Origin of the sequence: Methanocorpusculum bavaricum DSM 4179 (assembly GCF_000430905.1) — an archaeon.
GTDB classification, from domain to species: domain Archaea; phylum Halobacteriota; class Methanomicrobia; order Methanomicrobiales; family Methanocorpusculaceae; genus Methanocorpusculum; species Methanocorpusculum parvum.
Genome location: NZ_KE387271.1, coordinates 1 through 21,539, shown reverse-complemented (window position 1 = coordinate 21,539; position 21,539 = coordinate 1). Strand labels below are relative to the sequence as shown.

Below are 21,539 nucleotides of genomic sequence, written 5' to 3'. Positions count from 1 at the left end.
GCGGATACATGTTTGCGGCAGGGGATTATTATGTTTTAGAATAAGGGAGTCATCGGGTGCCTGAACGCGGGTCAGGCTCCATGACGATCTGTTCTGCAAGGCCGAGGGACGCGACCTCCATGAGCTCTTCATAGTCCATAGTCGTCTCCACGCATCCGTCGGTTTTTGTCATGACGCCGATCGTTGTCATGGAGATCTTGCGGCCCATCTGGAGACCTTCCTTGACCTCCATCATGCAGCCGACGCCGATCATCGCCTTGGGCTGATACTTTTTCACCATCCGCTTGATAAACGTCGAGCCGGGGATGATGAAGGTCTTGTATCCGGCCGCATTCAGCGCGGGAATGGCGCGTCCAAGTCCGCAGCGGCCGCAGGAGACGCATTTCAGCCCGTCAGGGGTGAGATGGGCCGGGCAGTCGCGCGAACGCAGACACTGAGGAAAGAAGATCACCCGTTTTTCCACCGGGGTCTTCGCGAAGTTTGAGAAGTTCATCTCATTGTCGATTCTGATCAGAAACTCCATCAGCTCTTTTCCGTCGACACCGAGAAGGAGGCAGACGATCTTGACCGTTCCTTCCATGATCGTAAAAAACGGCCTGAGAAGCCGCGGGAAGTACATCTGTTTTTTATGGATCGAGATGACGATCAAAATAGCCATCAGGATGGAAAAGACCATCCAGAATACGATGAAAACAAGAAGAAGCTGACCGAGTATCAGGGCAAGATTGTTCCAGACAGGGCTGTCAAAAAATGCAAGGGTGAGGGTCGCCGCCATTTATCTCAGGTCCGTAAAATCGTAAGGAGGATAGAGGACCCCTTTTTCGGTGATGATCGCGGTGACCAGATCCAGAGGCGTTGCGTCGAAGGCGTAGTTGATGACCGGAACGTTTTCGGGGACGGTCGTTCTCCCGAAAAAGCCGGAGACTTCGTCTCTTCCCCGCTGTTCGATAGTGATCTCGACCTCGGATGCTCCGGCGTCGAAGGTCGGGGTTGGCGCAGCAACGTAGAACGGGATGCCGTGGTGTTTTGCACAGACGGCGTGCATGTAGGTCCCGATCTTGTTGAAGACGGCGTCTTTCGTGATCCGGTCGGCGCCGACGATGACGGCGTCGATCTTTCCCTGGCGCATCAGGAATGCGGCTTCTGAGTCGACGATGGTCGTCACGGGGATTTCATCCCTCGCAAGTTCCCAGGCGGTGAGCCGGGAGCCCTGAAGAAGAGGGCGGGTCTCGCAGGAGATGACCGAGATCTTCTTGCCCATTTTTTTGGCAGAGCGGATGACCCCGAGAGCCGTACCCCAGGAGGAGCAGGCAAGAGCCCCGGCATTGCAGTGGGTAAGAACGGTCCCGATCTGCGGAAGAAGCGAAGCGCCGTTGTGTCCGAGGAACATGCAGGCTTTGGTGTCGTTTTCGGCGATGTTTTTCGCGGCGAAAAGCGCCATGATCCGCGCCATCTCCGGCGGGAGTTTTTCCATACTGCGGAGGACCTTGTCCACGCCCCATGCGAGGTTCACGGCAGTCGGCCGCGTGCTTTTCAGAAGCGCCGCATCAGACGCGATTGTCTCGTCGAACTCGACGTCCGAGACGCAGCGTGTAGCTGAGAGAGCGACGCCGAATGCGCCGGCAACGCCGAGAGCCGGAGCCCCCCGGACTTCGAGCCGGCGGATCGCGTCAGCAAGCCGGGAGACTTCGGTGATCTCGATCACCTTATACTCGGTCGGAAGAAGCGTCTGGTCGATGAGCATCACGGAACTGTTTTCATCGTTCCACCAGATGGTCTTCTCCTCGGTCACTGTTCGCTCCTGATGACATCGATGGAGGCTTTCATCGCGGCGGCGCCGGCGGACATCACGCAGTCGGGAATATCCTTCGGCGCAAGGGCGGCGCCGGCGATGTAGATCCCCGGCCTCATCGTCCCCGACGAATCGAGTTTCATATCGGCTGAACTCAGGAACTGGTGTTCATCGAGGCCGAGCCCGAGCGACTTCGCGAGTCTGACCGTTTCCGGTTCGGGGATCATCCCGACCGAGAGGATCACGAGGTCGGCTTCAAGATTGAGGAACTCGCGGGTCTCGGTGTTTTCCACCGGGAGAACGAGCCGGCCTTTTCCATTGTCCTGCACATCGCCCGGCAGACCGCGGATGATCTTGACGCCGGCGTTTATCGCACGTTCATAATACTCCTCGTAGCCTTTTCCGTAGGCGCGGATATCCGAGTAGAGGATCGAGACCTCGCAGTCCGGATAATGCTCTTTGATGAGCATGGCATTTTTCAGGGCATACATGCAGCATACGCATGAGCAGATGTTTCGTTTGACGGTCAGATCACGCGATCCGACGCACTGCACAAAGACGATGCTTTTGGGCGTTTCGCCGTTTGAGAGCCGGCGGAGGTTTCCGGCAGTGGGCCCGCCGGCGTTGATCATCCGTTCGAACTCGAGGCTTGTGATGACGTCAGGGTAGCGAAGATAGCCGAACTGGGATTTTTTCTGCGGGTCGAAGAGTGTATAGCCGGTCGCGATGACGACGGCGGAGGCGCTGATCTCGAGGGTCTCGACACGGTCTTCGGTGACTTTGAGGACAGCGTCTTTTCCGCAGACCCCGTAGCAGAGTCCGCATTCGATGCAGTGAAGATTGTCTTTGACGACGATGTTGGGGATGGACTGGGCGTGGGGTTTGTAGATGGCTTTTCGAACCCCGATGCCCGCGTCGAATTTGTTGTAGACCTCGATCGGGCAGATGAGCACGCAGTCTCCGCAGCCTGTGCACTCCTTTTCGTTGATGTATCGGGGGTATTGGGTGACGGTGACGGTGAAATTTCCGACCTCACCTTCGATCTTTTCAACTTCGGCGAGGGTGAGGATGGTAATATTCGGGTGGCGGGAGATCTCGGCCATTTTGGGCGAAAGGATGCACATCGAACAGTCGTTGGTCGGGAAGGTTTTGTCGAGCATGGCCATGTGGCCGCCGATGGAGGGTTCGCGCTCGATCAGATAGACATGGATGTTGTGATTGGCGATGTCCATTGCGCTTTGGATGCCGGCGACGCCTCCGCCAATGACAACAACGTTATTCATGGAGATACCTCTGCCCAAGGGAGACGTAGGTGGCGGCGTTTTTGAGGTTGCCGGCCGCCTCTTCGGGGGTGAGTTCGCGAACGACTTTTCCCGGGACGCCGATGACGAGCGAGTTTGGCGGGATCTCTTTTCGTTCAGCGACGAGAGCCCCGGCTGCTATAAGGGATCCTTTGCCGATCTTTGCGCCGTTCAAGACGATGGCCCCCATCCCTATGAGGGCGTTGTCTTCGATGACTGCCCCGTGGATGATCGCCCCGTGTCCGATCGAGACGTTTTCGCCGATCGAAACCGGGTGGCCGATGCTTTCGTGGATGACGGCGTTGTCCTGGACATTGGAGCCGCTGCCGATTGATATTTTTTCCATGTCGGCGCGAAGGACCGCCCCGAAAAGGATGGTGACGTTATCGCCGAGCGTTACGTCGCCTTTGAGGGTCGCATTGGGCGCGACATAGGTGTTTTTTCCGATAGAACCGCCGAAGTCCATAATGGATATATAATTGCATGCGGGAAGTTATGAGTATTTTGGAAAGGGACGGATCGGGGCTGAGCGGATGGAGGAGGAGAAATGTGTCCGCCAAGCTTCGGGCGGTCTGCAAGGCGAACGCGGTCAGATTATCGTATACATCCGCAGCCAGCCGTATTTTTCCGGACATGCTGCTGATTTTGTCCTGCCCTTTCGCCGGATATACTCTTTCGCTTTGGTATTCTCCATGCATACTATTATGCCCTGAGCGGGACTCTACAATACATTTTGAGTAAAAGTAATGGTGATGGAGTCAGTCCAATCATTGCAACTATACTTATGCTCGTCCTTACCGTTCTGCTTGTATCGATCGTCTCTGTTCCTCTTATAAGTTCTTCAGTCGATTCACTGAACGATTCCATGATGTTAATCGACAAAATAATTCAGAAACCGACTCCGACCCTGGCTCAGACCGCGACTCCTTCTTCTACCCCTACTTCAACCCCTACTTCAACCCCCACAACGAGCCCGTATTATACGGGTGGAAGTGAACCATTTGAAAACATCTCATCGTTGATAGATTCAATTAATGATTGGAAACCTGGTGTTATCGCTCCTCTGACAGATGGATTTGAATTGATTGGAGATTTGGAGATCGCGGAGAACCCGCTTGTCATCTCGGCAGATCTGCTGAGCGATGCGGGCGGTACGTTTGTGATAAAAGACTCGGGCGGGTCAATACAGCGTGCTCCGGGTCGTTCTGATTCACCCCTTCTGGTTTTGGGATCGTCGGGAGGGCTGCATATTATCTCCGGAGCATTAAAATTGGACGGGATGGGTCAGGATTCAGGAGCTCCGCTTCTTGAAATTACGTCTGGTGCAGTATTCGATATTAATGGCAATCTTATTCTGCAAAACAATGTCAATCGTTATGATATTATGCCGGGAGGGGGTCTCTGGAACAATGGTGATATCATTCTTGATGGTGAGATAACTATATCTGGAAATACCGCTCCGAAAGGCGGAGGTATATATAATTCTGGAACTCTTGAACTTAACAGCAATAAGATATATATCACTGGAAACACCGCCACCGAAAAGGGCGGAGGGATTTATAATGCGGGAGGTTCCGTCACATTGACAAAAGTAGGGGATATTCGTGATAATTCTGCGCCTACTGATAATGGAAAGAGCTACTATGCGGTTTTCGGTTCCTCCAGTCCCGGATTTACAGACCTCATAACTACATCTACCGGGGATACATACAGAGATACTGATATATAGATAATTTCTATTCGGCAAGGGCGCTCATCCCGCTGTCGGCGAATTCTGACTCCTCCACTTTTATCCTCAGCCCACTCGCACGATAAAGCAAAGCCCTGGTCGCAAGTCTAGCGACTTGGTCGCAAACTTTCAGTTTGCTTGGCTGAGGTCGTCGACTTCGCTTCATTCAGCCTTGGTCGCAAGTTTCCTTCGAAAACTTGCTCCGCTAAGGGCGAGCCTGTTCGCAAATCAAAGATTTGCTCTCCGTTTCGGGCTTGCAGCCCTCGCTTGTTCGCAAATCAGAGATTTGCTCTCCGACTCGGGTCTACGGCCCTCGCTTGTCGGCTCACCCCGCCTCCGCTGAGGTCGTCTGCTTCGCATCCGACCCGCCGCTCGCAAGTCTTCGCTTCGCTCAGCCTTGCTCCGCTAAGGCCGCCACTACGTGGCAGCCCGCCCCCCCAACTCCTTATTTACCCATCAGCACCAAATGTATTACAGCAATGTACCTCAAGATACACAATATCCCCGGACAGGGAAGCATCCTCGCCGCATGCGACGCCGACCTCCTCGGAAAAACATTAACCAGTCCCTTATGCGATGTCGAGATAGACCCCTCCTTCTACGGCGACACAACAGCCACCGAAGAGGAACTTCTGGCAGCGCTCGCTGACGTCTGCAGCGCCAATCTCATGGGAAAACGCGTCTGCGATATCGCGATCAAAGCAGGCCTCCTCGAACTGGAATCCTGCCTGCTGATCGACGGCGTTCCCCACGCCCAGATCTACGGAGTATAATGAGTCTCACACAAGGCTTCTGTCCCAAATGCGGGGCGCCGTCTGAAAACGGTGAACTCTGCGGAAAATGCCGGGTCAAAGACGCCGTCTGGGTCGAGATCGCCGATCGTGCCGAGTGTATCGTCTGTCCCACCTGCGGCTCGATAAAAACCGCCGGCATCTGGTCCGACGTCGCCGTCGATAAAGAAGAACTCGCGCAAAACCTCGCAAACAGCGCCATCAGCTTCCACAAAGACGTCGACGAGATCCAAAAAGAGATCAGCATCATAGACACCAGCAGCAACCGGTCTCTTGCAACGATCCATGTCATCGGCAACCTCTACGGCATCCCGCTCGAAGAGACCAAAAAAGTCAAACTCGTCTGGGCCCGCGAACAGTGCGACCGGTGCTGCCGGATCGCCGGAAGCTACTACGAAGGGGTCATCCAGGTCAGAGCTTCGGGAAGAAAACCCACCCTCTTCGAACTCCGCCGTGCGGCCGAGATCGCCTACCAGGTCGAAGACCAGCTCCAGACCGCAGGCGACCGGCTCTCCTTCGTATCCAGCATCGACGAGACCAAAGACGGCATCGACATCGTCTTCAGCTCGCAGACGATCGGCGCCTCCATCTCCCACGACATCTGCGGAGCGCTCGGCGGCTCGTTCACCACCCACCCCAAACTCGTCGGACAAAAGGCCGGCATCAATATCTACCGTGTCACCTACTCGCTTAGGCTCCCGAGATTTGCCCGCGGCGACATCATCAGACACGGAAGAGAGTACTTCCAGATCCTGCGCCAGTCAAAAGACATGCTGTTTGTCCTTGACCTCGCCACCGGTCAGTCCCGCGCATTCAGAGAGGATGAGAGCGACCCCCTTCTCGGCAACATCCATGAAACCGAGACCGGCGTCGTCATCTACAAAGATGCCGGGGTGCTCGGATTCCTCGATCCGAAAACCGGCACGACCGAAGAGATAGCAGAGCGTTCCTGGCTCGATACAAGAGAAGGCGACACGATCCTGTTCGTGCGGGACGGCGAAACGCTGGTTCTGGCGGGAAGAGATGAGGATCAGGAAGATTTCGAAGCGATCGCTGGCGAACTCAGCGAGTGAACCCTGGGTCGATCCGACCCGCCGCGTCTACTGCGAAGGAGCGTATGCCTTCGTTCCGGTGAAGGAAGGCTGGCCCGCAGACGGCGAGATCCCAAATCGCCGCCCGTATGACGGCCCCGGCTATCAGCGGATGGGCGACACGCTGCTGCTGCACGGCGCTGCTCCAACTGAGGAGCAGCTCGCAGCGCTCATCGCCTGGGAAGATCCCTCCTGCGTGCTGCACGCCGCAGCCCACGAAGGAGTCATGCGGAAGCCGAAGACCGCTGTCCTCTATGGAGAACCCCATGAGGTCACGTTCCGTGAAGCCGGGATCATCTACACCCTCGACCCTTCGCAGGTGATGTTTTCGCAAGGCAACCGCGGAGAAAAACTCCGATTACGTTCTCTCATAAAACCCGGCGAACGGATCGCCGACATGTTTGCCGGCATCGGGTATTTTACCCTCTCGGCAGCGCTTTCCGGTGGGAATATCCATGCAGCGGAGATCAATCCGGTCTCTTTTGCCTATCTGCTGAAAAATATCCAAGCGAACGGCCTCGAAGAAAAGATCACTCCGGAGCTCGGCGACTGCCGCGAAAAACTCACCGGGGTATACGACCGTATCCTGATGGGCCACTTCGACGCGCCGGAGTTTTTGAAACATGCGCTCGAACACGCGGAGACTGGAACTGTTTTACATATCCACGGGGTCGGGGACCGGAAAAACGCTATTGAAGGGAGCCTTGAAGGAGCAGGTTATAGGTATATCATCAGCGAACATAAAGTAAAGAAGTATGCGGGTCGCCTCTGGCACTCGGTCTGGGATGTGAAACTGCTATGAAAAAACTAACCGATATCCATATCGTTCTGGGAGTCTGCGGCAGTATCGCCGCCGTTGAGACGATCAAACTCGCTCACGAGCTCAGACGCCGCGGCGCGAAAGTGACCGGCATCATCAGCCCCGCGGGGTGCGGGATCATTCATCCCGATGCGCTGACGTATGCGTGCCAGAACCCGGCGCTCACTCAGATCACCGGCATGGTCGAGCATGTCAAATACTGCGGGGAAGGCGGCGAGGCGGATCTTCTTCTTATCGCGCCGGCGACGGCAAACACTGTGGGAAAGATCGCCTGCGGGATCGACGACACCATCATCACGACCTTTGCGACCACCGCGATCGGCCGCGGGATGCCGGTCGTCGTTGTTCCGGCGATGCATGAATCGATGTACCGCCACCCGGCAGTCAGGAAAAATCTGGAGACGCTGAAGGAACTCGGGATCGATGTCGTTCCTCCGCGAATGGAAGAGGAGAAGGCGAAGATCGCGGGCATAGATGAGATCTGCCTGCATGTCGAGCGGGCCGTTTCGCCCGGGACGCTTGCAGGAAAACGCGTTCTCATCTCCGGCGGGTCATGCCGCGAGGAGCTGGATGACGTCCGCATTCTGACGACGAGATCCGGCGGGACGATGGCAAAAGAGCTCGCGCTTGAAGCGTTCCGACTCGGCGCCGAGGTGACCCTTGTCATGAATCCGATGCACGGCATCGTGCCTTGCGTGAAAAATATCCCGGTGATCACCGCGGCCGATATGCACGCCGCGGTCCTTCGCGAAGCTGATGGCGCGGATTATTATCTTTCGGCCGCCGCGATCTCCGATTTTTCTCCGAAAAGAGTGGACGGCAAGATCCCAAGCGGACGGGAGACGTCTGTAACGCTTGAACCTCTTGAAAAACTGATCACGAAGATCTCCGGCAGAGGAGTGAGGATCGTCGGATTCAAACTCGGCGAGGACGCGGAGAAGGAGGGAGTGCGGCTTCTTGACCTTCCTGATGTCGTCCTTGTTCTTGCAAACAGACCGGAGACGATGGGCTCTCCTTTCGGCGAATACATCTTCCTCCAAAAAGATCACAAAGAAACGGTTACGGGAACAAAAGACGAGATCGCAGGGAAAGTATGGGACGTTCTTGTGTAACATTTGCTCCGGGTCATATCTCAGGATACTTTAAGCGGATCGACGGCGACTCGGTCCAGACGACCGGCAGTCTCGGTGCCGGGATCGTGATCGACAAAGGGGTCACCGTCAGGATGCAGGAAGCGGATAAGATCAATATCAAAATCGGCGACGGGACCGCGGACGACTGGCTGATCCGCGAGGTGCTCACCTCGTTAGGGGTGAAGGCGGATGTCCGGGTGACGGTCGGCATGCCGATGGGGGCAGGATTCGGGATGAGCGCCGCGGGGCTGCTCGCCGCGTATCATGCGGCAAACTGCGTGTTTTCCCTCGGACTAAGCGCAGAAGAGATCTCCAAAAAGGCCCACGCCGTTGAAGTTGCGTTTGGAACCGGCCTTGGCGACGCGGCGGCGGCATCCGGCGGCGGCCTTGTCGTCAGAACGCGCCCGGGGATCGCGGGCGTGAAGCTTCGGCTCTATCCAAAAGACGAACTCTGGGCGGTCACGTTTGGCAGCATCTCCACGCATGATGTCATCACCTCGGAGGAAAAAATGCACCAGGTCGCCGCGGCGTTTCCCGGGAAGGAGCCCGCAACGCTTGCGGAGTTCATGGAGAACTCCGCCTCGTTCACGGAAAAGAGCGGACTTCTGCCGCCAAATCTTCTGCCGGTGCTTGCCGCCTGCAAAGAAGCAGGCGTTCCCGCATCCATGACGATGCTTGGAAACGGCGTCTTTGCCGTCGGTTCTGCGGCTGAAAAAATTCTGCAAAAGTTCGGTGAACCGGTCCGTCTGCATGTCAGCAGCTCCGGCCCGGTGATCCTGGAGGAAAACCATGTCTGATATTCCGTCATCCCACCCAAGATACAGATCACTGATCACAAGAGAACAGCTTGCCGCTCACACAAAAACAGGCGTCGTCTCGCTGGAGGGGCTCACCTCCCACGGCCGCGGCGAAGCGTTCGATTATCTGCTCGGTGAAAAAACATCCGCCTCGGCGCTGGAAGCCGAGAAGCTCGCCGCCCGCGTTCTTCTCGCGGCAAAACACCCGGTGCTTTCGATCAATGGAAACACGGCCGCCCTCGCGGCGCAGGAGATCGCGCAGCTGCAGAAGGCAAGCGGCGCCGAGGTCGAGGTGAATCTGTTCCACAGAACAGAGGAGCGGATCGCGCTCGTGACGAACGTTCTTGAAGAAGCAGGCTGCATCGTCTCGAAAGGAGCTGTCGGGCGGTGTGTTCCGCTCCCCCACGGGCGGGGTCTCTGCCGCCCGGAAGGTATCGGTTCGGCCGACGTCGTCCTCGTCCCTCTCGAAGACGGTGACCGGTGCGAAGCCCTCGTCTCGATGGGCAAACTGGTCATCACCGTCGATCTGAACCCGATCGACAGAACGTCGAAGACGGCCTCCCTGCCGATCATCGACGAGGTCACCCGTGCCCTGCCGAACATCGCTCAGGAATGCGAACGGCTGAAGGCCTCGGGCGAGACCATCTCCATGCCCGAGATCGACGCAAAATATTTCCTCAGGCAGGCGATAAAGGATATGCAGGAACATCTTTCCCATGCTCTGGATTGAAAAATACCGCCCGTCCTCGTTTGAAGAGGTGATCGGACAGACGAGTCCGGTAAAACAGTTATCAGCGTATGCCGCACAGGGAAACCTCCCGCATCTGATGGTGATCGGTCGAAGCGGCTGCGGAAAGACCTCGGCGCTTGAGATCTTCTCCCGGCTTTTTTATACCGAAGCGGCTGCGGAAAACACGACCATCCTTCCCGTGAGCGTGATGTTTTCCCAGGGCCACACCTATTTTGCGGAAAACGACCGGTTCGCTCATCTGTATCAGAAGAACAAATCGGTTCTGGCAAACTTCAAGTATGTGGTCAGATGGCATGCCTCCTTGAAACCTCTCTCCGCGCCGTTTCGTCTGATCATCTTCGACGGAGCAGGCGATCTCACGAAGGACGCCCAGGCGGCCCTTCGCCGGATCATGGAGCAGTACAGCCAGACCTGCCGGTTCATCTTCGTGACGAGCTCGCTTGCTTCGATCATCGATCCGATCAGGTCGCGATGCGTTCCGCTCTACTTTCTGCCGATCGGTGAAGCGACGATGCGGGACTATCTGAACGGCGTGCTTGAACAGGAGGGACTTGCGGGTTCCGTCGCAGATGAGACGCTCGATATGCTGATCCTTGGATCAAAGGGCGATCTGCGCAAAGCTCTCATCTGGCTGGAACTGATGGCCCTGCACGGGGCCGGCGATCTTTCCGAGCTGATGACGACCGAGACGGGCGAACTGACTGCCGCCGCGATCCTTGCCGCAGGAAAAGGGGACGCATCGGCCGCCCAGAAGATCTTTGAGAATCTTCAAATCGAATACGGGATGAGTGCGGGGGATCTGCTGCGGCAGATCAGACGGTCGATGATCGGCAATATGACCCCGGATCTCGCACTCCTGTTTTCGAAGACCGATGTCATGCTCGTCGAGGGGAACAACGAGTATCTGCAGATGAACGCGTTCGCCGCCGTTTTGACGGAGCTGCTTTCGCAGCAAAACGGCTGAAGACAGGATGAACAACTTAAATCCTCTCAAAGCACAACCATATAGTATGAAGATCCTCTTCGTTATTGCATCAGACCGCTTCCTGGATATGGGGTATACCGTTCCCAAAAAACTGCTGGAAGAACATGGCATCGAATGCGTGACCGCGTCCACTGTCCGTGGGAACTGTTACGGGATGCAGGGAGAGATCGCCCAGGCTGATCTTACAATAAACGACGTGGATCCGGCAGAGTATGACGGTATCATCATCGACGGCGGGATCGGCTGTCAGGACGAACTCTGGCGCAATGAAAAACTTATCGATATAACCAATAAGATCGGCACGTCCGGCAAAGTCGCAGCCGCGATCTGTCTTGCACCCGTCATTCTCGGAGAAGCGGGACTTCTTGCCGGCAAAAAGACCGCCTGTTTTGAAACGCCGGCAACTGTCCGCGTGCTGACCCTCGATAAAGCCGAGGTCTCTCATGACAACGTCGTAACAGACGGCCGCATCGTGACCGCAAAAACCCCCTTCGACGCTGAAGAGTTCGCACGCGCCATCCTGTCGGTGCTTCTCTGAACCTGGTATGACAAACGACCCTGCAGCATCCGCCAAGAACCTCTCAGTCGGGATGGAACTTTTCAATGCCGGAAAGTATGCCGAGGTCATCTCATTCTCCTCCGGTTCCGGCGACCCGGCTCTTCTTCTTTTAGCCGCCCGCAGTTACACTCAGACAGGCGAATATGCAACCGCCAGACAGATCCTCGGTGATCTGATCCGGATCATGCCCTCCTCCTCGTATCTGCACAGTTATCTTGGACTTGTTCTTGAACATCTGGACAGAAACGCCGCTGCCGAAGAGTATGCGGCCGCACTGATCCTCGACGCGGAAAACAAGACGGCGCTTCGGGGATACGCCGCGCTCCTTCTCGAAAAAGAGGATTTCAGAGGTGCGATCCCCTCGCTTCGTGCGCTGGTCAGACTCGAAAACAACCCTGACGACATCAGAAGACTGATGCAGACCCTCACCCGTGCGGGTGAACCTGACGAAGCGGCCGCCCTGCATATCCAGAACTTCGGCGAGGATACGTTCAGTCACGAGTACATCGACGCGCTGTATGCGCAGAAATCATATCAGAAGGCGATGAGTCTCTCGCTTCGCGCCTGGAACACGCTCAAAGACACCGTGTATCTCAGACAGAGTCTGGAAGCGCTTTCCGCTCTTGACCCTGCCGGCGCTGAAAGGGCATACCGTTCGGCTCTCGACAGTCTCGAGGAGGCAGGGATCGATGACGAGACCGTTTCGCAGATACGGTTCTCCTATATCCTTCTGGAAAAACTTCTCGGAAACTATGCCTCGGCAAAGTATGAGCTTGGGCAACTGCTCAAAACAACGAACGATCCGGTGTATCGTCTGCTCTCTGCGGAGATCGAGGCGCGTCTCGGGAACGATGACGCGGCAAACGGCATTTACCGTGAGCTGATCCTTGGTCTCTGCACCGATGAGGATGCGGATGTTTCGCTCATCGACCTGGTGATCACGCGGTTCAGCGGATTTCTTCTGGCCTGCCGGACGAAAGAGGAGGTCGCCGGCATCATCAGCATCATCCTTTCGCCGTATCCGGTCCCGGTGTGTCTTGCAAACATCGGCAGAGCGTATGAGGCGGCAGGCTCCCTTTCCCAGGCGCGTGACTGGTTCTACCGGGCATACCGTGCGGATTTCATCAGCGGAGGGATCGCCTATGCAGGTTTTCTCAGACGGAGCAATGATGAGCGTGAGTGTGAGACGACGATCCGCTATATGGTGATGAACGCGGTGAGGATCGCCGACATCGAACGCATCGCGTCAGCGGTGTTCAACGGCGGGGAGGAGATCTGGAAAAACGTCCGGGCGAAGGATCTGGTGATCAAGCGACTCGCACGCGTCACCGGAAAACTCTCTTCGAACGGGCGTGAGATGCTTTCGGCGGGATATCTGTATTCGGCGCTGGATGCGCTGGAACGGCAGGATCACGAGAGCTGCAAGTGGTTCTGTCTTGCGGGGATCGATGTTCTGCCCTGTTATCCGGCAAAGATCCGGGTGGAGGATTTCATCGAGGTGCTTTCACGCATGAAAGGCAGGGCGCTTGCCGAGCGGCCGGTGATCACCGGAACCGAGGAGGAAGATAAGGAAAAGGAGGAGCAGAGCTCCGATCTTTCGTTTCTGGATCAGCGGGAGACCGCGGTGTTTTTGTTTTTGCAGGAGCACCGCGAGGCGACCGAGATGGATCTTCGTTCGGTTCTTGAGACGCGGCGGGTCGCTGGTATCGTGAATTCGCTGCTCGCAAAGCTGGCGGAGAACGGGATGTCGGTGATCGAAAAACGCGGGGTAGGCGAGCGCGGCGAGGTGTACGGGTATGTCGGACCATAAGGGGATCACGGATCAAAAACAGGAGAGTATCGGGATCATCAACGCGCTTCGCCGGGGAACGGTGCCGCAGAGCGGGCTTTCCCGTCTTGCGGTGGGTCTTTCAGCTGAGGAGCGGGTGATCGGTTCGCAGCTTGCGTATGTTGCCGGCGGACATGCGGACTGTAAGTTCGTTCGCGGGGAGTACGGGTCGGGTAAGACGTTTCTGATCTCGCGGGCGGTGGAGATCGGACAAAGGCAGCGGTTCGTTACTTCGCATGTGGTGATCTCGCCGGAGACGCCGCTGCATAAGCTGCAGGCCGTATATGCAGCCATATGCGCCGGACTGACGACGGGGACGGAGGATCATGCGCTGAAGAGTATCATCGATACCTGGATCTACGGGATCGAGGACCGACTGATCAGTACAGGAATCGGGGAGGACGATCCAAAGCTTGTGGAGCTGACGGAAAAGGAGATCGAGTCGGTCCTTGAACGGGTGAGCGGGCTGAGTTCGGGTCTTGCGTCGGCTCTCCGGGCGTATTATCAGGCGTCGAACCGGGGGGATTTTGCATCGGCGCAGGCGGCGATCGGCTGGGTGGCGGGCGAGACGACGGTCGGGAGAAGTTTTAAGGCGCAGGCTGGTCTGAAGGGGAGCGTGACGGAGGGTGAAGCCCTGCAGTTTTTGAAAGGGCTGGTGTATGTGATGACGCGTGCAGGTTTTGCCGGTCTTCTGGTGAGTTTTGATGAGGCGGAGACGGCACAGTCGTTTGCCCGGCCGCAGCGGGAGAAGGGGTATATCAATCTCCGGCAGATCGTGGATATGATCGATAAGAACGAGCTGCCGAACTGTTTCTTCCTGTTTGCAGGCACGCCGGCGTTTTTCGACAGTGCAAAAGGGATCAGGTCGCTGCCGCCGCTGTATGACCGGATAGGGATCATCGCGGATGACGGCTTTTCGAACCCTCTGCAGACGCAGATCGTTTTGCCGAAGTTCGATGCGGCGAAGCTTATGGAGGCAGCGTTGCGGGTGATGGAGATCTATGCGGATGCGTACTCCGAGGTGGATAAGAGCAGGGTGTCGCCGAAGTTTATCAGAACGATGATCGAGAAGGTGACGGGAAGGTTCGGCGGAAGGGTGGATGTGGTGCCAAGACTGTATCTTCGGGAGTTTGTGGATGTGCTGGATAAGTGTGCGCTGTATCCGAATTATCAGCCGATGGAGAAGTATGTGTTTGTGCCGGAGAAGGAGGCAGCAGGGCTGAAGGAGGAGGAGAAGGCAGTAATGGAAGTTGCCTGGTGACATGCAATGTCACCAGGTTCGAGCAAATCTTTGATTTGAGAGTGAATGGTGACGCAGAGCGGCGCCATTATTGAGCAAATCAAAGATTTGCGAGTGAATGGTGACGCATCAGCGGCTTGTATCGCACAGAATAACTCCAATTTCAAAAAAACTATTTTGCCCATCTCTAAACTACGATCCGCGGCTGACGTCTGATATTTTACGTAAACTTGATCGTGAGCCGCTTCAGGATCATGGTGCTCCCGTCGGCAAACACCCCGCGGATGCCGACCGTCCGCGTTCCCGTCACCCCGTCGCAGACGCCGGAAAACACCACGACCCCCGCACCGTTCAGCGGCGCCGGATGTATAGAATGCTCAGACGGCAGGGATACTCCTTCTATCTCCAGACAGATCATGCGCAGATCTTCGACTTTTCGCCCCTCGTAGATCGTGATGATCACATCCCCTCCCGAAACAGCGACATGCATCACCACGTCTGGATCCTCCAGCGACTTGCGGACAACATAATCCGATCCGAAAAACCCCGCAGACACGGAAACGATGATAACACCCGCCATAATAAGGACAAAAAACAAAATGACGGCCTGCCGCTTCTTCTTCGGATCACGTTTTTTGTAGATATATGCCATACGAATTTCACCCAATAGTCAGAACCGGCATCCTCTTCACAGGTCCGCCCGGCGAAGAAGAATTTTTTCCCTGCTCCTGAAGGATAATCAAGAGCAGACGGCGATATTTGATACCCTCTGCACAGTCCTGAAAACACGTACAGCCTGGAAACTCTGCAATAATGTGTTTTGATTAAATGTAGTAAGTTCCGGTATATATTCGTATCAGTAAAGTTACTTTTGCCGCTAACAGAGAGTTTATCCGCATAACGCTGTTCCGTGATCCAAGGACGTTAGTATGGGTAATACCCGTATTCGTGTCCGGTTTTGTCCGCAAAACGCAGACTGCGGTTTGTTCAGCCGGTCTGCCAACCGTGATTCCGTCGGTACTGGCCTTACTTTGATGTTTTTTGTGCAGAAAGACGAATCTGCACAGGACATACGCAGTATTTTTGCGAATACTGAAGCAGCGAAGTTTCGCAAGACGAAACGGGATAAGCGTGATCACAGGCATCGGATTGGTTCGGGCAGACAGGGGTCAGGTCTTATACGGATGAAAAGCGATATACCTGTAAATCGGATCTTTTGGAGAAGAGGATGAAGTTCGATCAGGATCTTTTACAGACATATAAAACATTACTGCAGACAACGGATCTGGCTGAAAGCTATCAGGAGTTTGTCAGACTGTTCAGGTATCTGCGCGTAGAACTCGAAAAGCAGCTGACAGACTGTAAGTTTCAGGGAAACATTGTTGAAAACGGGATGGATTACTCCTATTTTCAGTTCACGAACGCCAGCCTGAAAAGAAAGGGATTGAAACTGGCGGTCACGTTTGTTCATCGGGATTTCCGGTTTGAGGTCTGGCTTTCCGGGATCAACCGAAACCGTCAGTCCATATACTATGAACTGCTGAAAGCCGCACAGCTCCCTTTTGCGCTGACAGGCGACCCTCTGAAAACCGATCACATCCTGAAAATCCCCCTGGACCCGGATATGGATCTGGCCGATGGAGAATGTGTGCTGGCTGAAGTGAAGGCCGCTGCATTGGAGATCCTTGCGTTTACGGAGACGATCGAAGCGGCGTGAGATGGAGGCGGAGAAATGAGATGGGAAAACCAGTCGATATGACACATCGGCGATCACTTTCTCAGATATCATGCTGGGCGCAAGAACCGCGGATCTTCGCGGCCGATTTTTATTGTCTCCCCGCGCCCGTCACCAAACAGAATCATCATTACTCTCTGAAGCACACTACTATCGAGCAAACCCCATGGAAAAAACCCAGTTCGTAGAGGACATAACCCAGTCCGCCCCCGTAAACTCCCTCTTTCTGATAAAACGCGCCGACCTTCGAAGCAAACGCGGTGAACAGTTCGCCCACCTCACCCTTGCAGACAGGACCGGGATCATCGAAGCAAAGATCTACGGCGAAAAAGCCGCTGAACTTCCACGGATCATCCAGACCGGCCGCGTATACCCGATCACCGGAACCGGCAGAGCCAATCAGAACGGTGAGATCCATGTCTTCTCCGACTCTCCCGAAACAGTCAAAGGCATTATCGCCGGCCCCCTCACCCTGACCCCCGGGCAGGAGATCGAGTTCGTCTACACCCCTGCGGCCCTCAACGCCAACTCACTCGAGATCCAGAAGATCATCGGCTCCATCAAAAACATTGACCTCAAACTCTTCGTCGCCTGCTGCCTCGACGCACGCTTCTACGAATGCCCCGCAGCCATCCGCCGGCACCATGAATACACCGGCGGCCTGTGCGAACACTCGCTTGAAACCGTCAAGATCGCCCTCTCCCTCATCGACATCATGCCCCGGACCGACATAAACCGGGACATGGTCATCGCCGGCGCCGTTCTCCACGACATCGGCAAGATCTTCTGCTTCGACAAAATCGGCTACGGCTATGTGCCAAACGACACCTACAACCTCATCGAACACATCACGATGGGCATCATGCACATCGACGAATACAAAAATCTCATCTCAGACGACCAGCTCCTCCAGCTCAGACACATCATCCAGTCCCATCACGGCTCATACGGCGACGTCATCCCCCTCACCGCCGAAGCATGGCTCGTCCACGAAGCCGACTCAGGCAGCTCCCTGCTTCGAAGCATCGTCGACGACCTTGCCGAAACACCTGCCGGCCAGAAGAAAAAAGGCCTCCGTTCCGAGAAATTCCTCTGGCACGCCGTCTGAACCAAAAAAATCATAGCCAATACTTAATATCAGATTCAGACAATAGTAAATATGTAAGGACAAAAAGCCATGGAACATGCAGAAATCATATCCGGAGCCTATACTTATACCAAAGAGGGTTTTTTCGCCCTCAAACTGCTCCCCAGATGGATCATCCTCTTCCTCTACTTCACTATCCCGATCCTGGCCTGTCTTCTCGTCTCCTCCCTCATCCTCCAGCTCGCCGCCCTTCCCGTTCTCACCGGTCTCCTCGTAAACGACAACTACGGGTTCACGGCCGCAAGCCTTTCGGGCCTCCTGCAGTATCTGGCCGTCATCATCAGTCTCTCCTGCATCTTCTTCATCCCGCTCATCCAGGGATACTGTTACCGGATCGCCAAAAACGACCGAGCCGGCATGCCGGACCACACCAACCTCTGGGGCCTCTTTTTCAGCGGCTGGCGCGTCAACCTCGTCATATTATACTACGCCATCCCGATGATCGTCATCTCGCTCATCTACGCCATGATCTTTTATTACCTCTTCCCCGAAGCCGGCCTCTACACCACGGTCGATGTCATGGCGCTGGAAAGTCTGATCGCCGTTCTCGTCACCCTCTCCTATGTCGGACTCGAGTTCATCACGATGATCTTCGTCTCCCTGTTTGCGTTCATCGGCCTCGTCCATCTCACCCGTTCCGGCTCCCTCGCTGAAGCGACCCACATCCGCGGGATCGCCGCCGTCATAAAAAAGATCGGCTGGTATGACTACATCCTCTCGCTCATCATCATGAGCATCCTCTTCCTTCTGGTGACCTTCATCCTGATCACGCTCGCCCAGATCTTCGCCTACAACGGCGCCGCGATCGTCATACTCCTTGGCGGCTATCTGTTCGTGATGATCCCGATCATCGTATTTTTCGTCCGCTACTTAGCCGAGGTCTACAACACCGCGTTCGTGATCCCGGAAACCGATGATGCGGACTTCGACGACTTCTGACCATGTCCGAACAGTTCTCTCTCCAGTCGGCCTACTCCCCGAAAGGCTCCCAGCCCAAAGCGATCGAAGAGCTGACCGACGGGCTTCTCGACGGCGAGCGGTTTCAGACCCTTCTCGGCGTCACCGGATCGGGAAAGACCTTCACGATCGCCAACGTCATACAAAACGTCCAGCGCCCGACCCTGGTCCTCGCCCACAACAAGACGCTCGCCGCCCAGCTCTACAACGAGTTCAAGGATTTTTTTCCGAACAATCATGTCGAGTACTTCATCTCTTACTATGATTACTATCAGCCGGAGAGCTATATCGCGAAAAAGGATCAGTATATAGAAAAGGACGCCTCGATCAATCCGAAGATCGAGATGATGCGTCTTGCGGCGACCGCGGCGATCCTTTCCCACCGGGATACGATCGTGGTCGCTTCGGTCTCCTGCATCTACGGTCTGGGCAATCCGGAAAACTTCCAGAACCTTGCGTTCGAGATCCGCCGGGGGGCGAACCTCACCCGCCGGGAGCTTCTCGAACGGCTGGTCGCGATCCTGTTCGAGAGAAACGACACCGAACTTATGCCCGGCAGGTTCCGGGTGAAGGGCGACACGGTGGATTTCATTCCGGGATACTTTAACAATATCATCAGGGTGGAGTTTTTCGGCGATACGATCGACCGTATCAGCGAGATCGACAAGATCACGGGAAAGGAAAAAGAGCGGATGGAGTATTTTTTCATCTATCCGGCGCGTCATTTCGTCACGCCCGAGTCTGAAAGGCAGGCGGCTGTCGAGTCGATCACGGCCGAGCTGGAGATGGTGCTTGCCGAAAACCGGCTGGATGATCTCTCGGCGCACCGGCTTCGCCAGAGGACGCAGTATGATCTGGAGATGATCCAGGAGACCGGATCCTGCAAAGGGATCGAGAACTACTCGCGGCACTTCGACCGGCGGGCGCCGGGAGAGAAGCCGTACTGTCTGCTGGATTACTTCCCGGATGATTTTCTGATGGTGATCGATGAGAGTCACCAGTCTCTCCCGCAGGTCAGGGGGATGTACAACGGCGATCATTCCCGCAAGGTTTCGCTTGTGGAGTACGGGTTTCGTCTGCCGAGCGCTTTTGACAACCGGCCGCTGATGTTTGCCGAGTTCGAGAAGTATCTCCGGCAGGCGATCTTTGTTTCGGCAACGCCGGGCGAGTATGAACGCAGGTATTCGGCTCAGACGGTCGAGCAGATCATCCGGCCGACGGGTCTGGTGGATCCGGTGGTCGAAGTGCGGCCGATCACGGGTCAGACGGATGATCTGCTCAAAGAGATCAGCGCTGTTATCGAACGCGGCGACCGTGCTCTGGTGACGACGCTGACGAAGAAACTCGCCGAGGAGCTGACGGAGTATCTCGCGGGGCAGGGGGTGAAGACGCGGTATCTCCATTCGGAGGTGCAGACCCTGGAGCGGACGGAACTTATCCGGCAGCTGCGTCTTGGCATGTTCGATGTGCTTGTCGGGATCAATCTTCTGCGTGAGGGTCTGGATATCCCGGAGGTCGGGTTTATCGGGATCCTTGATGCGGATAAGGAAGGGTTCCTGCGCGATGCCCGCAGTCTGATCCAGATCATCGGACGGGCCGCCCGAAATGCTGATTCGCATGTTGTGCTGTATGCGGATAAGATGACGGATTCGATGCGGGAGGCTCTTGCTGAGACGGCCCGCCGCCGCGAGATGCAGCTGGCGTTCAATGCAGAGCACGGGATCACGCCGGTGACGATCAAAAAACCGGTGCGGGAGAAGGAGATCGATATAAAGGATATCCGGCACCTGCCGAAGTCGGAGATACCGAATCTTATCATCGAGCTGGAGGCGGAGATGAATGCGGCGGCGGCGGCGCTGGATTTCGAGCGGGCGATCCAGCTTCGCGACCGGGTGAAGGCTCTGCGCAGTGATGAGGGGGGAGGGGAAGCGACGGAGAAGAAATCGTCAGCCCGCCGGAAAAAATAGGGCGGCAGGGGGGTGATCTTAACCGCGTAAGTTCTATAATTGGAGTTACGCGGTGTTATTCTCAATCCGATTCGTGAAGGGGATTACTGGGTGTAGACACAAGAGATAATTTAACCGCGAATCTCCGCGAATTTTCGCGAATCGCATTTTTCTTGCACCGTCGTGCTCTGCTTCGGCTGATCGCCTACGCAGGAATCGCACGCCGTCTGGAAAAATGCTGTTGGAAAAACCGGCGTGCCGGTTTTTCTCTCCGTAAACTTCTCTTTTTGTGTAATCAAAAAAAATAATGAAACAACAGAAAAACCCGCACGCGGGTTTTTCCAACAGCATTTTTCAAGAGAGGGTGCGATTCCTGCGTAGGCGATCAGCCGGAGCAGAGCACCCGAACGTAAGGAAAATGCGATTCGCGAAAATTCGCGGAGATTCGCGGTTAAATTATCTCATACACCAACGCTAATGCCATACACAAAATCGAAGTGCATCTCAGAAGTTAGTCAGTATTTTCGGTTGAGATCACACCGCGTAAGTTCTATAAAAATACTTTTTTGGCAAAATATAATTTAAAAGTTGACATTTGGCATTCCAATCTCTCTTCAAACCGAGTTTGCATTAGTAGTGAGTGTATATTCTGAAAATACCTGTTTTGAGAGAAGTTGGGCACCAGACTTTCAAATCTGTATGCGGATATTTTGGTGATTTTCAGCTTCTGTCAAAGGCAGAGTAATCTTTAGCCTGAATTTGACAGTTGGCAAATATGCTCCCCCGCATCTCTTTCCTTTTTTCTGATTAAGGGGTGCGGGGACGCGACTTCGGCGCGGAGCGTCCCGCGGTGGAAATATCTTATGTTCAAGGCTCGCGTTAACGTCCTGCTTAGCGAATCTGTCGTTGAATAGTCAGAACGGAAGGGATTGGGGGG

At 55.4% G+C, this 21,539-nt stretch carries 20 protein-coding genes; 15 read left to right on the top strand and 5 right to left on the bottom strand.

The window, feature by feature from the left end; all coding sequences use genetic code 11:
- Positions 1 to 49: 49 nt before the first annotated feature.
- The 4 genes from H575_RS08330 to H575_RS08315 are packed head-to-tail and all read right to left on the bottom strand — an operon-like array spanning position 50 to position 3,559.
- The gene (locus H575_RS08330; RefSeq protein ID WP_042700751.1) at positions 50 to 775 is read right to left on the bottom strand and encodes a DUF116 domain-containing protein; all 726 of its coding nucleotides are present in this window, start codon (positions 773 to 775) and stop codon (positions 50 to 52) included.
- Positions 776 to 1,792, bottom strand: coding sequence for an S-methyl-5-thioribose-1-phosphate isomerase (mtnA, locus tag H575_RS08325; protein ID WP_042700748.1), 1,017 nt, complete (start codon positions 1,790 to 1,792; stop codon positions 776 to 778). It lies immediately after the preceding gene.
- Complete coding sequence (locus tag H575_RS08320) at positions 1,789 to 3,075, bottom strand: CoB--CoM heterodisulfide reductase iron-sulfur subunit A family protein (RefSeq protein ID WP_052320041.1); 1,287 nt, start codon at positions 3,073 to 3,075, stop codon at positions 1,789 to 1,791. The genes mtnA and H575_RS08320 overlap by 4 nt, the downstream gene beginning before the upstream one ends.
- Positions 3,068 to 3,559 (bottom strand): gamma carbonic anhydrase family protein, encoded by a 492-nt coding sequence (locus H575_RS08315; protein ID WP_042700735.1) that lies wholly within the window; start codon positions 3,557 to 3,559, stop codon positions 3,068 to 3,070. The genes H575_RS08320 and H575_RS08315 overlap by 8 nt, the downstream gene beginning before the upstream one ends.
- A 267-nt stretch (positions 3,560 to 3,826) precedes the next feature.
- On the opposite strand from H575_RS08315, the gene H575_RS09010 reads away from it, so the two are divergent.
- The 11 genes from H575_RS09010 (at position 3,827) to brxD (ending at position 14,838) form a co-directional block, all read left to right on the top strand.
- Positions 3,827 to 4,822 carry an archaellin/type IV pilin N-terminal domain-containing protein gene (locus H575_RS09010; RefSeq protein ID WP_162139413.1) on the top strand — a complete coding sequence of 332 codons (996 nt, stop codon included), beginning with the start codon at positions 3,827 to 3,829 and terminating at the stop codon, positions 4,820 to 4,822.
- A 479-nt stretch (positions 4,823 to 5,301) separates the two neighbouring features.
- On the top strand, positions 5,302 to 5,595 hold the full coding sequence (locus tag H575_RS08305) for a DUF424 domain-containing protein (protein WP_042700733.1): 294 nt from the start codon (positions 5,302 to 5,304) through the stop codon (positions 5,593 to 5,595).
- Entirely contained in the window at positions 5,595 to 6,686 is a 1,092-nt protein-coding gene (locus H575_RS08300; RefSeq protein WP_052320039.1) for a 60S ribosomal export protein NMD3, read from the top strand. The genes H575_RS08305 and H575_RS08300 overlap by 1 nt, the downstream gene beginning before the upstream one ends.
- Positions 6,637 to 7,506: a class I SAM-dependent methyltransferase gene (locus H575_RS08295; protein WP_042700730.1), complete on the top strand. Its 870-nt coding sequence runs from the start codon at positions 6,637 to 6,639 to the stop codon at positions 7,504 to 7,506. Before H575_RS08300 ends, H575_RS08295 begins: the two co-directional genes overlap by 50 nt.
- The gene (gene coaBC, locus H575_RS08290) at positions 7,503 to 8,636 is read left to right on the top strand and encodes a bifunctional phosphopantothenoylcysteine decarboxylase/phosphopantothenate--cysteine ligase CoaBC (RefSeq protein ID WP_042700728.1); all 1,134 of its coding nucleotides are present in this window, start codon (positions 7,503 to 7,505) and stop codon (positions 8,634 to 8,636) included. Before H575_RS08295 ends, coaBC begins: the two co-directional genes overlap by 4 nt.
- Positions 8,618 to 9,454: a pantoate kinase gene (locus tag H575_RS08285; protein WP_042700727.1), complete on the top strand. Its 837-nt coding sequence runs from the start codon at positions 8,618 to 8,620 to the stop codon at positions 9,452 to 9,454. Before coaBC ends, H575_RS08285 begins: the two co-directional genes overlap by 19 nt.
- On the top strand, positions 9,447 to 10,184 hold the full coding sequence (locus H575_RS08280; RefSeq protein WP_042700725.1) for a 4-phosphopantoate--beta-alanine ligase: 738 nt from the start codon (positions 9,447 to 9,449) through the stop codon (positions 10,182 to 10,184). Before H575_RS08285 ends, H575_RS08280 begins: the two co-directional genes overlap by 8 nt.
- Positions 10,171 to 11,169, top strand: coding sequence for a replication factor C small subunit (locus H575_RS08275; protein ID WP_042700722.1), 999 nt, complete (start codon positions 10,171 to 10,173; stop codon positions 11,167 to 11,169). The genes H575_RS08280 and H575_RS08275 overlap by 14 nt, the downstream gene beginning before the upstream one ends.
- A gap of 7 nt (positions 11,170 to 11,176) precedes the next feature.
- Positions 11,177 to 11,728 (top strand): DJ-1/PfpI family protein, encoded by a 552-nt coding sequence (locus tag H575_RS08270; protein ID WP_081406720.1) that lies wholly within the window; start codon positions 11,177 to 11,179, stop codon positions 11,726 to 11,728.
- Between the two features lie 7 nt (positions 11,729 to 11,735).
- Complete coding sequence (locus H575_RS08265) at positions 11,736 to 13,559, top strand: tetratricopeptide repeat protein (protein WP_042700718.1); 1,824 nt, start codon at positions 11,736 to 11,738, stop codon at positions 13,557 to 13,559.
- Complete coding sequence (gene brxD / locus H575_RS08260; protein WP_042700714.1) at positions 13,546 to 14,838, top strand: BREX system ATP-binding protein BrxD; 1,293 nt, start codon at positions 13,546 to 13,548, stop codon at positions 14,836 to 14,838. The genes H575_RS08265 and brxD overlap by 14 nt, the downstream gene beginning before the upstream one ends.
- Before the next feature lie 199 nt (positions 14,839 to 15,037).
- Here the strand turns inward: brxD and H575_RS08255 are convergent, their stop codons facing one another.
- Complete coding sequence (locus H575_RS08255; protein ID WP_042700712.1) at positions 15,038 to 15,469, bottom strand: hypothetical protein; 432 nt, start codon at positions 15,467 to 15,469, stop codon at positions 15,038 to 15,040.
- 576 nt (positions 15,470 to 16,045) lie between these two features.
- On the opposite strand from H575_RS08255, the gene H575_RS08245 reads away from it, so the two are divergent.
- From H575_RS08245 to uvrB, 4 genes are all read left to right on the top strand, one after another.
- Positions 16,046 to 16,534: a DUF7000 family protein gene (locus tag H575_RS08245; protein WP_042700703.1), complete on the top strand. Its 489-nt coding sequence runs from the start codon at positions 16,046 to 16,048 to the stop codon at positions 16,532 to 16,534.
- A 184-nt stretch (positions 16,535 to 16,718) separates the two neighbouring features.
- Positions 16,719 to 17,660, top strand: a complete 942-nt coding sequence (locus tag H575_RS08240) for an HD domain-containing protein (protein ID WP_042700701.1) — start codon at positions 16,719 to 16,721, stop codon at positions 17,658 to 17,660.
- 69 nt (positions 17,661 to 17,729) lie between these two features.
- Positions 17,730 to 18,638: a DUF4013 domain-containing protein gene (locus tag H575_RS08235; RefSeq protein ID WP_042700698.1), complete on the top strand. Its 909-nt coding sequence runs from the start codon at positions 17,730 to 17,732 to the stop codon at positions 18,636 to 18,638.
- A 2-nt stretch (positions 18,639 to 18,640) separates the two neighbouring features.
- Positions 18,641 to 20,623 carry an excinuclease ABC subunit UvrB gene (uvrB, locus tag H575_RS08230; RefSeq protein ID WP_042700695.1) on the top strand — a complete coding sequence of 661 codons (1,983 nt, stop codon included), beginning with the start codon at positions 18,641 to 18,643 and terminating at the stop codon, positions 20,621 to 20,623.
- Positions 20,624 to 21,539: the final 916 nt, after the last annotated feature.

Bases quoted from the DNA above. Each gene is read 5' to 3' on its own strand.
- H575_RS08275 (WP_042700722.1), top strand. From the start codon at position 10,171: ATGCTCTGGATTGAAAAATACCGCCCGTCCTCGTTTGAAGAGGTGATC.
- brxD (WP_042700714.1), top strand. From the start codon at position 13,546: ATGTCGGACCATAAGGGGATCACGGATCAAAAACAGGAGAGTATCGGG.
- H575_RS08305 (WP_042700733.1), top strand. From the start codon at position 5,302: ATGTACCTCAAGATACACAATATCCCCGGACAGGGAAGCATCCTCGCC.
- uvrB (WP_042700695.1), top strand. From the start codon at position 18,641: ATGTCCGAACAGTTCTCTCTCCAGTCGGCCTACTCCCCGAAAGGCTCC.
- coaBC (WP_042700728.1), top strand. From the start codon at position 7,503: ATGAAAAAACTAACCGATATCCATATCGTTCTGGGAGTCTGCGGCAGT.
- H575_RS08295 (WP_042700730.1), top strand. From the start codon at position 6,637: ATGAGGATCAGGAAGATTTCGAAGCGATCGCTGGCGAACTCAGCGAGT.
- H575_RS08315 (WP_042700735.1), bottom strand. From the start codon at position 3,559: ATGGACTTCGGCGGTTCTATCGGAAAAAACACCTATGTCGCGCCCAAT.
- H575_RS08300 (WP_052320039.1), top strand. From the start codon at position 5,595: ATGAGTCTCACACAAGGCTTCTGTCCCAAATGCGGGGCGCCGTCTGAA.
- H575_RS08330 (WP_042700751.1), bottom strand. From the start codon at position 775: ATGGCGGCGACCCTCACCCTTGCATTTTTTGACAGCCCTGTCTGGAAC.
- H575_RS08280 (WP_042700725.1), top strand. From the start codon at position 9,447: ATGTCTGATATTCCGTCATCCCACCCAAGATACAGATCACTGATCACA.
- H575_RS08270 (WP_081406720.1), top strand. From the start codon at position 11,177: ATGAACAACTTAAATCCTCTCAAAGCACAACCATATAGTATGAAGATC.
- H575_RS08235 (WP_042700698.1), top strand. From the start codon at position 17,730: ATGGAACATGCAGAAATCATATCCGGAGCCTATACTTATACCAAAGAG.
- H575_RS08265 (WP_042700718.1), top strand. From the start codon at position 11,736: ATGACAAACGACCCTGCAGCATCCGCCAAGAACCTCTCAGTCGGGATG.
- H575_RS08255 (WP_042700712.1), bottom strand. From the start codon at position 15,469: ATGGCATATATCTACAAAAAACGTGATCCGAAGAAGAAGCGGCAGGCC.
- H575_RS08285 (WP_042700727.1), top strand. From the start codon at position 8,618: ATGGGACGTTCTTGTGTAACATTTGCTCCGGGTCATATCTCAGGATAC.
- H575_RS08245 (WP_042700703.1), top strand. From the start codon at position 16,046: ATGAAGTTCGATCAGGATCTTTTACAGACATATAAAACATTACTGCAG.
- H575_RS08320 (WP_052320041.1), bottom strand. From the start codon at position 3,075: ATGAATAACGTTGTTGTCATTGGCGGAGGCGTCGCCGGCATCCAAAGC.
- H575_RS08240 (WP_042700701.1), top strand. From the start codon at position 16,719: ATGGAAAAAACCCAGTTCGTAGAGGACATAACCCAGTCCGCCCCCGTA.